The sequence below is a fragment of the Sutcliffiella horikoshii genome (genome assembly GCF_002157855.1).
GTDB lineage: Bacteria > Bacillota > Bacilli > Bacillales > Bacillaceae_I > Sutcliffiella_A > Sutcliffiella_A horikoshii_C.
This window is the reverse complement of record NZ_CP020880.1, coordinates 3645230-3658180: the sequence shown is the minus strand read 5'-3', so window position 1 is coordinate 3658180 and position 12951 is coordinate 3645230. Positions and strand designations below refer to the sequence as shown.

Annotated in this window: 8 protein-coding genes; all 8 read left to right on the top strand. The window is 43.5% G+C overall.

Translation table 11 applies throughout. From position 1 onward, the window contains the following. The first annotated feature begins 222 nt into the window (after positions 1-222). The 8 genes from B4U37_RS18795 to B4U37_RS18765 are packed head-to-tail and all read left to right on the top strand — an operon-like array spanning position 223 to position 12948. Positions 223-1101, top strand: a complete 879-nt coding sequence (locus B4U37_RS18795) for a carbohydrate ABC transporter permease (protein ID WP_088019463.1) — start codon at positions 223-225, stop codon at positions 1099-1101. A gap of 18 nt (positions 1102-1119) precedes the next feature. Beyond that, positions 1120-3144, top strand: coding sequence for a YIP1 family protein (locus tag B4U37_RS18790; RefSeq protein ID WP_088019462.1), 2025 nt, complete (start codon positions 1120-1122; stop codon positions 3142-3144). Next, positions 3137-5395, top strand: coding sequence for a DUF5696 domain-containing protein (locus tag B4U37_RS18785; protein WP_088019461.1), 2259 nt, complete (start codon positions 3137-3139; stop codon positions 5393-5395). Before B4U37_RS18790 ends, B4U37_RS18785 begins: the two co-directional genes overlap by 8 nt. A gap of 2 nt (positions 5396-5397) precedes the next feature. Further along, the gene (locus B4U37_RS18780; protein ID WP_010196776.1) at positions 5398-6261 is read left to right on the top strand and encodes a carbohydrate ABC transporter permease; all 864 of its coding nucleotides are present in this window, start codon (positions 5398-5400) and stop codon (positions 6259-6261) included. A 14-nt stretch (positions 6262-6275) separates the two neighbouring features. Continuing rightward, a complete protein-coding gene (locus B4U37_RS18775; RefSeq protein ID WP_010196773.1) occupies positions 6276-7235 on the top strand; it encodes a carbohydrate ABC transporter permease in 960 nt (319 codons plus the stop codon). A gap of 36 nt (positions 7236-7271) precedes the next feature. Continuing rightward, positions 7272-7397: a hypothetical protein gene (locus B4U37_RS22625; RefSeq protein ID WP_281252753.1), complete on the top strand. Its 126-nt coding sequence runs from the start codon at positions 7272-7274 to the stop codon at positions 7395-7397. Beyond that, positions 7390-9549 carry a beta-glucosidase BglX gene (bglX, locus tag B4U37_RS18770; protein WP_088019460.1) on the top strand — a complete coding sequence of 720 codons (2160 nt, stop codon included), beginning with the start codon at positions 7390-7392 and terminating at the stop codon, positions 9547-9549. Before B4U37_RS22625 ends, bglX begins: the two co-directional genes overlap by 8 nt. Before the next feature lie 54 nt (positions 9550-9603). Next, a complete protein-coding gene (locus B4U37_RS18765) occupies positions 9604-12948 on the top strand; it encodes a GH36-type glycosyl hydrolase domain-containing protein (RefSeq protein WP_088019459.1) in 3345 nt (1114 codons plus the stop codon). The last annotated feature ends 3 nt before the right edge of the window (positions 12949-12951 follow it).

The following is a 12951-nucleotide window of genomic DNA, read 5'->3' as shown; positions in this document are numbered from 1 at the left end:
AATACCTAGCTGAGGATTGGAGCAAAAGGCGAAGACTCCTGAGGGAGGTAGCGCTAGGTGGAGACCCCGCAGGCGTAGCCGAGGAGGCTCCAGCAGTGCCCCTAGGAAAGCGAAGCCATTTGCGGAAATCCACAGCGGTGTCTAAACAACATTTTAAATCAGATTAACAATCTTTTTGAAAACATCCAAGCTATAAAACTTCTAATGTAGGGAGTGAATGATGTGTCGGCATTCCATGGAACGAAAATCAATCCAGACCGTTTTCACAAAAGCCAATTGAAATTCTATGCATTTCTAATACCGCTCGCCATCTTTATGGCTATGCCCATCGTCTTTGTCTTTTCTCACGCCTTTAAGCCGATTGATGAGCTATTCGCTTATCCGCCGCGCTTTTTTGTGCAAAAGCCGACGATGCAGAACTTCATTGATTTGATGAACAACACAAGTACAACGGGCGTTCCAATGTCCCGTTACTTGTTTAACAGTATCTCCATTACCCTCATCGTTGTCTTTGTCACTGTTCTTATCAGTACGATGGCAGGGTATGCCTTATCGAAAAAACGTTTCAGACTAAAGAAAACCATCTTTGAAATCAACACACTTGCTTTAATGTTCGTTTCGGCGGCAGTCGTCATTCCGCGTTACTTGCTTATTGAAAAGGTGGGGCTGTTGGACACATTCCTTGTCCATATTTTCCCGCTGATCGCCATGCCGATCGGACTTTTCTTAGTAAAACAATTCATCGATCAAATACCGAACGAATTAATAGAAGCTGCTCAGATGGATGGGGCGACGGACTATCAAATCTTCCGCAAAATTATCATTCCGCTTGTAAAACCGGCGATTGCCACCATTGCGATTTTATCATTTCAACTTGTTTGGAATAACACGGAAACCTCGACATTGTTTGTTGATAATGAAAATTTGAAGACCTTTGCCTTTTACATGTCTACATTAACTTCGGCAACAAGTGGTAACACGGTAGCGGGCCAAGGAATGGCGGCAGCGGCATCTTTAATTATGTTCATTCCAAATTTAATCATCTTTATCATCTTACAAAGTCAAGTAATGAATACGATGGCACATTCAGGAATCAAGTAGAAGGGGGAGAAAAAGAGTATGAAGCACATTTTCATTGGCTTATTGACTGTATGGTTAATCCTCCTTTCTCCTTTGCAATCTTTTGCAGCCCTGTCTGTTCCATATAATACAGAGACGGTATCAACAGAAGGGGATATCATTGAAACGCAGACCGCTTATATTCCGGTGGGGCTTTTCGGAAGTACAAATGATATAGTCAGTCCGGAAGATGTCTATATCGATCAGAACAATGATGTGTATGTGGCTGATTCCGGTACGAAGAAAATCACCAAGTTTGATGAGAATGGTAGAAAACTGTTAGAGGTCGGAGAAGGAATCCTGCAAATGCCGACGGGGGTTTTTGTGGATGAAGAACAGCAAATATATGTAGCAGATTATACAAATGAAAAAGTTTACCGTTTTTCTGAAGATGGAGAAATGCTCCAAGAATACGGCAGACCGGATTCTCCCCTTTTTGGGACAAGAACCCCATATAAACCACAAAAAATTACCGTGGACAAACGAGGCAACCTCTACATTATCGGAGAGGGTTCAACTAATGGGATTATCCAGGTTGGCCAGGATGGCACATTTCTTGGATTCTTCGGAGTAAACCGTACAAGACCGTCGTTAATGTCTGTCATTCAGGATGCTCTGACAACCGATCAGCAGCGCTCCAGCATGTTTCTGAAAGTGCCGCCAGCGCCGACTAACATTGCGATTGATGAAAAAGGACTTGTTTACACCATTACAGCGGGTACTAGCTTTGAAGTCATTCGAAAGCTGAACATTGCAGGCGGGAATATTTTATCACCGTACATTTCCGAGATTACTAATCTTCAGGATATCGCAATGGGGCCACTTGGAAATTTCTTTGTTTTAGCTAAAGATGGAAGAATCTACGAGTATGATAGTTTCGGGAATCTGCTCTTTATTTTTGGCGGAAAAGACGATGGAACAAACCGCCTGGGATTGTTTATGGATCCTTCAGGAGTTGCAACAGATAATCTCGGCAGGGTTTTTGTTACAGACCGTGAGCGCGGAACCGTTCAAGTGCTGGAACCAACAGCCTTCGCTGAAATGCTTCATGGCGGAATCTCCCTCTATGCTCAAGGACTTTACATAGAGAGTGAGCAATATTGGAGCGAAGTGCTGCGCATGAATTCTTCCATCGGCCTTGCACATAACGCAATGGGGGAAGCTTACTATAAGCAGCAGGAATATGAAGATGCTTTGGAATCATTTGAACTGGTTGGGAATGTGGAAGGTTATTCTGATTCCTTCTGGGAAATCAGAAATCAGTGGATGAATGAGAATCTGAGCACTGTTTTTGCCATCTTACTCGGATTATTTGCTGTCAGGGCGACCTTGCTTTTTGCAGATAAAAAGAAAGGGATCTTAGCACCGGCACGGAAAAGGTGGCAGGCATTCAAAAGTAAGAAACTACTGAGTGAGCTATTATTCTTAGGCAAGTTTTTACGTCATCCAATAGACAGCTTCTATTATATTAAAAGACAGAGAAAGGTCAGCGTTTTATCAGCCACCATTCTTTACGTCATCTTATATGCCGAATTTTTATTCATGAAGTATTTCACAGGATTTATTTTCAGGGGCGGCATTACGTTAGAGCAAATCAATTTTGGAATGGAATTCATTCTATTATTTCTTCCAATCATTCTTTTCATCGTATCCAATTATCTGGTCAGTACGATTAACGATGGAGAAGGAAGATTCTCCGATATTTATATTGGAACCATTTATTCATTGGCACCGATTATTGTGCTCTTGGTTCCAATTACGCTCATGTCCAATGTACTTACGCTTAATGAATACTTCTTGTATGTATTCTTTATGCAAGTGATGATGGGATGGTCGTTAATTATCCTGTTCATCATGATCAAAGAAATTCATGCTTTTGAATTCTGGGGAACGGTACGAAACATCTTTACGACGATTTTCTGTATGCTGATCATTGTATTGGTATGTTTCATTATCTACGTATTGATGGATCAGGTTATTGATTTTGTAACAGCAATCATTCAGGAGGTGATTCTCCGTGTTTAAAAAAATTCTGCTTGTCATGCTTATCGCCATTCTTCCGGTATCTGTATTTGCTGAATCATTGACATCAAAGGAAGAGTTGGAAGAAATCGAGGTGGAAACAGAGCTCGGAGAAGAGACACTTCGCTTTGATTCCAATCAGTTCACCCAGCCAGAGGGAGAGAATAAACCTCTACCTGAAGGAAGCCTTGATGGTTTTACAAAGGTAACCGAGAACGACAAGCTTGCGCTGTATATACAAGAAGAGTCACTGGCTATAAAAATTCAGAACAAAGAAACGGGTTATATTTGGCACTCAGGGGTGGATAACGCGGAAAATTACCGGTTGAACAACACATGGACAGATATGGTTCAATCCGCCATCACGATTGATTACCTGGATCGCCGCGGAAACATTAAAACAGAAAGCATTCTGACAGAAGAGACAAAGCCGAACATTCAACTAAACGACAACGGCTTTACAGCAGAGATTGATTTCCGTGGTTCCAGCATTGAAGTCGTACTGAATGTGACGCTGGAAGAGGAAAACATTGTAATTGATGTGCCGGATGAAGGTGTACAAGATGGGACTTACAATAAAATTGTAGCGATGAAAGTCTATCCATTCTTAGGTGCTGCCCACATGGATGATATCACCGGGTACTTGTTTATTCCGGACGGAAGCGGTGCGCTAATGCGATTTGAAAAGAGTGCGTTCCGTTCAGATACACCATTCATCGGTTCCATCTATGGAGAAGATGAAGGATTTACAAAACCGCAAAGCACAGAAAATGACACATACCCGGAACAGATGATTTCCGTTCCTGTGTACGGTGCCGTACATGGTGTCAAACAAAATGCCTTCATCACATCCGTTGAGGAAGGCCAAAGCTACGGAAGAATTCTTGCATATCCGTCTGGTGCCTCTACTGATTTCTTTTGGGTAACATCAGACTATCAATATCGCTTTAATTATTTTCAACCGACAAGCAAGAGCATGGGAGGCTTTAACGTCTACCAAGAAGAAAGAAACAGCTTCACAATCAAACAGAAAGTCATGTTTTTATCTGACGAAGAAGCAGATTATGTTGGAATGGCCAACAGATATCAGCAGCATTTAGAAGAAAAAGGCACGCTTTCTGGCAATAACGAAGACAAGGTAGATCTTCGCCTGGAACTTTTAGGCGGGGAAACGAAAAAAGGCCTGATCTGGAATTCCGTGGAGCAAATGACAGAGATCCAAGACATTCCTCGTTTTGTTGAAGAGTTGGAGCAAAACGATGTCGATAATCTGCATGTGGTGTTAAGAGGCTGGACAAAAGGCGGTTTGACGGGAACGCTGCCACAAAAGTTTCCGTTAGAGAAGAAGGTTGGCAGTAAAGGGGACCTAGAGGAAACCATCCAAACTTTAGAGGAAAAAGACATTCCTTTTTATCTGCACACAGACTTCACGACTGCTTTTGACGGCGCATCCGGCTTTTCCGGAAGCAAGGATGTGTCCAAGAAGATTAACGGCCAGCCGATGACGAAAAGTCAATTTGGTTATAGCAGTTATTATCTCAGTCCTGCGAAATCGCTTGAAATTGCCAAAAAAGATGCAGCGGATTTCAAGGATCATGGGGTAGAAAACATAGCAGTGGAAACGACTGCAAGTAAACTATTCTCTGACTTTAATAAGGGTATGTCCTCTTCAAGAGCAGAGATGATGGAATCGAATCAAGAACTTTTTGCACATTATCAGGAACAAAATATAGATTTATCTCTCTATCGTCCGAATGACTATGCTTGGGGCTATATGGATAAGTACTTGGATATGCCAATGTATTCCTCCAACTATATGTTTGTAACAGACACCGTTCCGTTCTTACAAATTGTTTTGAAGGGATACACGCCGTATTATGCGACATTCTCCAACTTCTCTCATAATCCAACGGAAGAAGTGCTGAGAATGATCGAGTTTGGTGCATATCCATCCTTTTATCTGACGAGGGAGTCTGCACAGCTGTTAATGAAGACTCCATCAAGAGGTTTGTATACATCAGAGTTTGTTAGTTGGAAAGAAGAACTGATCAGTCAATACAGTCAAGTGAAAGAAAGTCTTGGAAAAGTAGAAAACAGCTCAATTGTCGATCGGATTGTCCATCAACAAGGGGTGTCTGAAGTTGTTTATGAAAATGGGGTATCCATTATCGTCAACTACACGGATTCAGACGTGTCCATTGACGGAACAACGGTCGAGGCTACGTCATTTAGCATAAAAGAAGGGGGGAATTAAGCATGAAGCAGCTATCCATGCGCTCGAAGAATTCGCTGACAGGATTATTGTTCATCTCACCTTGGATTCTTGGGTTTCTCTTATTCACAGCTTATCCCCTCTTTTATTCGTTGTACTTAAGTTTTCAAAAAGTACGGATCACCACAGAAGGCATCCAAACGACTTTTGTGAAGTTTGATAATTTTAAAGATGCTTTTACAGTGGATGCATTGTTCACACAAAAGCTGTTGACGTTTGTGCAGGAGCTTGTGTTGTCCGTTCCAATCATCATTGTGTTTTCTTTAATCATCGCGATTCTCTTGAATCAGCCGATCCGCTTTCGTAATTTTTTCCGGATGATTTTCTTCTTACCGGTTATCATTGCGAGCGGCCCGGTTATCAATGAATTAATTTCACAAGGAGTGACATCCATTCCTTCCATCAAGGACTATGCGGTGTTTGAAACAATGCTCTCAGCGGATTCCTTATTCAGCAGTGTACTCCTGTATTTAATGGATAACCTGATCATCATTTTATGGTTTTCCGGGGTGCAGTTCTTAATTTTCCTGGCAGCCTTGCAAAAGATAGATACACAAGTCTATGAAGCTGCCAAAATTGACGGGGCGTCCAACTGGGAATGCTTTTGGAAGGTGACACTGCCAAGCATTTTCCCGATGATCGTCGTTAACACGGTTTATACGATAGTGACATTCTCGATATTCTCCTTAAATCCAGTCATTGAGCATATCCAAACGAATATGTTTCAAATCAATACAGGCTTTGGTTATGCCTCAGCCCTATCATGGATTTACTTCTTATTGATTGCGGTCGCACTGGGTATTTCCGTCGCACTGTTAACTGTTAGAGGAAGAAAAAATTATGCTTAAAGGAGGCCGTTATCATGGCAAGCGAATCGCTGACTAACCGCAAACCAAAAGGGACAGGCATCGTGACCAGGTTGAAAAAGCTCGCTTTTGGAATGAAAGGGAACGACGGCCTTCTCTATAAGCTATTCATTTACGGCTTGTTGATTGGAATTGGCTTTGTATACTTATTCCCGTTGCTTTATATGATTTCTTATAGTTTGAAAAGTTTGGATGATATCTTAAATCCACTAGTAAACTGGATCCCGACGCAACTTTATCTGGAAAACTATCAAGCTGCTTATGCGGTATTGAAGTTCCTGCCTACTTTATTGGAATCTTTATATGTGACAGCTATTCCTGCCATCGTTCAAACGGCAGTGTGTGCGGTCGTCGGTTATGGGTTTGCACGCTTTGCCTTTCCATTCAAACGAACCATGTTTGTGTTGGTATTGGCGACGTTCATCATTCCTCCTCAAGTGACGGTCATCCCTCGTTATGTATTTTTCAACGAGATTGGTATTCTGGGAAGCATTCAGGCTTTCTTGTTTCCGGCCTTACTTGGACAAGGAATCAACAGCGCCATCTTCATTCTGATTTTCTATCAGTTCTTTAAAATGATGCCAAAGGCGCTTGAGGAAGCTGCTCAGCTTGATGGCGCAGGATATTTACGGATATTCTTGACACTTGCGCTTCCGATGGCTGCACCTGCGATCATCATTTCGTTCTTGTTCTCCTTCGTTTGGTACTGGAACGAAACATATTTGGCAGCGATCTATTTTGGTAACTCATTAACAACCTTACCGCTCGAGCTCCAAAAGTTCGTAGCAACCTATCAACAAATGTACCCGCAAAGTGGCGGGGAAGCATCTGAAATAAATGAAGGCATCAATATGGCAGGAACCGTCATGACAATCTTGCCGATGCTTGTTGTCTATGCCATCACACAACGCTGGTTTGTCGAAGGTGTGGACCGCTCTGGTATAGCGGGTGAATAAGTGGGTAAAGAGTGCCATTATGGCCTCTTTATCGAAATGAATAGAAACGTTTCGATGAATGAGATATATTTTATTACAGAAAAGCTTATAATTATGCATTATTATAGTGAAAACGTTTCGTATTGGTGCAATGCGATTGGGGAGGTAATTAAGGATGGCTAAAAACATGGAAAGTCTTCTAGAACAAATGACATTAGAGGAGAAAATAGCCCAGCTCATGCAATTGGCAACATTCTTCTATAAAGGTGCAGCAGGGGATGGAGAAATTACCGGTCCTTTGGAAGACATGGGAATTGCAAATGACGTGGTGCAAAACAGCGGCTCCGTCCTTGGTGCATCAGGGGCCTGGGAAGTTGCCAATATTCAACGAGAGCACCTTGCAGAAAACAGGTTGGGAATTCCTCTACTGATGATGGCAGATATAGTCCACGGATTTAAAACCATCTTTCCTGTACCTCTTGCGATTGGTTGCTCCTGGAATACAGAACTTGCCGAAAAGAGTGCAGAAATTGCCGCAAAAGAAGCATCTGTTTCTGGTGTTCATGTCACGTTTGCACCGATGGTAGATTTAGTAAGAGATCCAAGATGGGGACGCGTGATGGAATCAACAGGAGAGGATCCTTATTTGAACAGTGTCTTTGCCAAGGCCTTTGTTCGAGGCTTCCAAGGAGAGGACTTGACCAATGACACTCACCGTGTTGCAGCGTGCGTAAAACACTTCGCAGCATATGGCGCACCAGAAGGAGGGCGTGATTATAATACGGTCAACATGTCAGAAAGACAGCTTCGCGAGTCCTATCTGCCAGCGTATAAAGCGGCACTTGATGAAGGCTGCGAAATGGTCATGACGGCTTTTAACACGGTAGACGGCATTCCTGCATCCGGAAATAAAAAGCTGATGAGAGATCTTTTGCGCGAGGAATGGGGCTTTGACGGCGTCATGATCTCTGACTGGGGTGCAGTAAAAGAACTGATTCCACATGGTGTTGCAGAAGACGAACGAGAAGCGGCGCTAAAAGGATTGGAAGCCGGCGTCGACATCGAAATGATGACTGCCTGTTATGCGAAGAATCTTGAAGATCTTGTGGCGAGCGGCGAGCTTTCGGAAGCACTGATTGATGAATCGGTCTTACGTATTTTAAACCTTAAAAACAAACTTGGTCTTTTCGAAAATCCATACCGCGGTACGAGCGAGGAACTAGAAAAAGAGGTCATCATGTCAGAGGAGCACCGCCACGTGGCAAAGGAACTTGCCATTAAATCTAGTGTTCTTTTAAAAAATGACCAGGTTCTACCGTTAAATAAAAAGCAGAAAATCGCACTGATCGGACCGTTTGCCCAAAATGGTGACGTGCTTGGACCTTGGTCCTGGCAAGGTTCAAAGGAAGCCGCAGTACAGGTATATGACGGGCTGCTTGCAAAAATATCTGAGGCTAATCTTTTGGTGGCGCAAGGATCTGGCATCGAAACGATTACAGAAGAGCAACTCACACAAGCTGTGGAGACAGCAAAGAAAGCCGATGTCATCGTCCTAGCGCTTGGGGAAGCATCGGAAATGAGCGGAGAAGGTGGCTGCCGAGCTGATATCCGCCTGCCGGAAGCACAATTAAAGCTTGTAGCGAAAATAAGGGAGCTTGGAAAACCTGTCGTGACGGTTCTCTTCAATGGTCGTCCATTAGATCTTCATGGGGTGATCGCGGAATCCGATGCCTTGCTTGAAGCATGGTACCCGGGTACTGAAGCGGGATCAGCCATCGCAGACCTGTTGTTTGGAGATGCGAATCCGTCTGGAAGACTTACGATGAGTTTCCCGTACTCTGTAGGCCAGATTCCTGTTTACTACAACTGCTTCAACACAGGACGCCCGCAAGGCGAGAACAAGCAGGAACGCTATGTCACACATTATCTTGATATACCAAATGAGCCTTTACTTCCATTTGGGTACGGGTTAAGTTATACAACCTTTGCTTACAGCGATATGAGTTTATCTGCAGACAGTTTAACAGAAAACTCCAGCCTCGACGTGACAGTCAACGTAACGAACACTGGTGAGCGTGCCGGAGAAGAAACGGTGCAGTTCTATATCCGTGACCTGTCTGGTGAAATCGTCCGCCCGCTTAAAGAGCTAAAAGGCTATGAAAAAGTATGGCTAGAGCCTGGTGAAACAAAACAAATAACCTTCACCATCACAGAAGAACAGCTCCGATACTACCATTCGGACCTGAGTTTCCAAAGCGACAAAGGCAAATTCCACGCCATGATCGGCCCGAACAGCAACGAACTGACAATAAAAGAGTTCGTTTTAAATAAGTAGTATGAAATCATCTGCGTCGTACTAGCAACCCAACATTAAAGGAGGACTTTAATCATGCAAACAACAACAGCCAATCAAAAAATTAACATAGAAGCCGGAGATGTTCGCTTTACGTTCCTTAACAGCGGGGACATCTTCGAAGCAACACACAAAGAAATCATGATCAACCAATGGATGTCCAACCCAATCGACGGTGCACTGAACAATCTATACCTTCGCGTTCACGGCGAAAACAGCATTCAAGCCTACCCGCTACTAGGCGTAAAATCAACCAGCAACACGAGCTACTCCCAAAACGAAATCAAATGGGAAGGAACTGTTGCTGACATCGACTATTCTGTTAGCTTCCGTCTATCTGAAAAAGGTATCTGGTTCTGGGATGTAAACGTAAATGGCGCAGGCGAAACAGTGGATGTTGTCTACGGTCAAGACGTTGGAATTGGAAGCAAAGGACTTGTCCGTACAAACGAATCTTACTTGTCTCAATACATCGATCACACCGTATTTGAAGACGAGCAAAATGGCTATGTTGTCTGCTCCCGTCAGAACCAGCCGCAGCCTGGAGGTTTTCCATACCTGCAGCAAGGTTCCCTGACAAAAGCAGCAGGCTATTCAACAGACGGCTTCCAATTCTTCGGTCTTTCTTATAAAGAAACAAACGAGCCAGAAATCTTAACAAAAGAAACGCTTGCCAATGAAATCTATCAGTATGAATTTGCTTTTACAGGATTGCAATCTGAAAAGGTTATACTTGATGGACAAAAAAGCTTCGTATTTTATGGCCTGTTCAAAGAAAACCATCAGGAAGCTGTAACAGAGCTTGAGTTTACAGACGAGGTAGCACAAGCTTGGGAAGAAGTGAAGAACCTTGCATCCGACTCTTCTGAGGAGCTGGAAAAAGTTACGGCCAACGCCAACCTATCCGGGGTGCTTTCCGGGTCTTCTTTTACAAAAGCGGAACTAGATAAGTACTTCCCGGTTCGCAAGCAAGAAGAATGGGATGGAGACAACCTGCTTTCCTTCTTCACCGATACGTATGAGCATATCGTTTTAAAAGAAAAAGAGCTTATCGTGGAGCGACCGCACGGCCATATCATCATGTCAGGCAATAATGACAAAATGACGGAAAACATCATCACTTCCACATCTTATATGTACGGTATTTTCAACTCACAGCTTGTGGTAGGAAACACGTCCTTCCATAAAATGATGACAAACGCTCGTAATGCGTTGAATGTCATGAAAACTTCCGGTCAGCGCATTTACGTGGAAGTGGAAGGACAGTACAAGCTACTAACGATGCCTACTTTATTCGAAATCGGCTTTAACTATGCCCGCTGGTTCTATAAAACCGCAGACGACGTGATCGTGGTAACAAACTATACAGTAGTAGATTCCCCTGAAGTTCAACTAGAGGTAACGTCTGAAAACGGCAAAAACTACCGCTACCTTGTTACAAATCAAATCTCCATGAACAACAATGAGCTGGTTGTTTCTTATGACATGAAACAGGATGGCAAGGTGTTGACGTTCAAAGCGGTGGACGGGTCTGACAGCAAGCATGTTTACCCTGATTTGGCATACAAACTGACTGTGGAAGGCACTGACTTTACGGTAAGCGACGAAACGAAGCTTGCAGAAGTAGTCGTTCCAGGAGCTGTTTCCTTAGTTGTATTGGAAACAGAAGCAACAGCGAGCTGGACAATGACGGTTCAAGGGTTATTGCACGGTGAAGAGCGAGAATTTGCGAAACCGGCCTTTGCGACAGAAGTAGAGCGGTACCGTGCATTTTTTGATAAAGTGATGAACGGATTCAAGTTGTCATTGGGCAGCGAAAGCAAGGAAGAGTTAGAAAAGATGAATGCCACTGCATGGTGGTACACACACAACATGCTTGTTCACTACTCTGTGCCACATGGTTTGGAACAGTACGGTGGAGCGGCATGGGGAACGCGTGATGTTTGCCAGGGGCCAACGGAATACTTCATGGCCACGCAAAACTATGAAAGTGTGAAGGAAATCATCAAAAAAGTTTACACTCATCAATATGAGGACACGGGGAACTGGCCGCAATGGTTCATGTTCGATCAATACAACCGTATCCAAAGTGAAGAGAGTCACGGAGATATCATCGTTTGGCCACTTAAAGTGTTAAGTGATTACCTGACGATCACAAAAGACTTCTCTATTTTAGAAGAAAAGGTTCCTTATACGGTACGTGGTGCTTTCACATTCACAGAAGAAAAAGCTACGGTGTTGGAACATGCGAAAAAAGAAATTCAATACATTAAGGACCACTTCTTACATGATACCTTCCTATCCTCCTATGGTGATGGAGACTGGGATGACACGCTGCAGCCGGCAAATGCACAGTTGAAGCAATATATGGTATCAAGCTGGACTGTTTCCTTAACATATCAAGTGTTAAATACTCTTTCCAAAGCACTTGAGGAAGTGTTGACAGATGAAGCCGAAGATTTGAAGGCTTTGGCAAAAGGAATTGAGATCGACTTTAATAAATACATGCTTGCATCTGACGTGATTCCAGGTTTCGTTTACATGGAAGATCAGGACAAACCAGAATTGATGGTACACCCTGAAGATACGAAAACAGGTATTCATTATCGTTTGCTGCCGATGACTCGCAGCATGATCAGTGAATTATTAACACCAGAACAGGCGAAAGCACATTTTGACCTGATTAAAAAAGAATTGTACTGCCCGGACGGCGTGCGCCTAATGAACCGCCCTGCAAACTATGCAGGTGGTGTCAGCACACATTTCAAACGTGCAGAACAAGCCGCAAACTTCGGTCGTGAAATCGGGCTTCAATATGTACACGCACATATCCGGTATGTGGAAGCAATGGCCAAGCTTGGGAAGACGGATGAAGTGTGGAGAGGTTTGAATACCATCAACCCAATCAATATCCAACAGGCAGTGCCAAACGCGGAACGCCGTCAAAGCAACGCCTACTTCAGCTCTTCTGACGGACAGTTCAATGACCGTTACGAAGCACAAGAACAATTTGGCAAACTGCGCGATGGCTCTGTAAAAGTAAAAGGCGGCTGGAGAATCTACTCTAGTGGACCGGGAATCTACATGAACCAATTGATTTCCAACTGCCTCGGCATCCGTTTTCAAGCTGGAGATCTTGTAGTGGATCCAGTTTTGCCGGCAGATATGAACGGCCTTCATTTTACGTATAAAGTGAATGGGCATGATGTTCAATTCGTTTATCACTTAGGTCAACAGCAGAAGGAAGTTCGTGTGAATGGCAAGTTAGTGGCTGGAGCAGAAGTTTCCAACCGCTATCGCAGCGGTGGATTTGTCATCAGCAAGGCCGCATTGGAACAACATTTGGTTGACGGTAAAAATAAAATCGAGGTATTTATCTAAGCA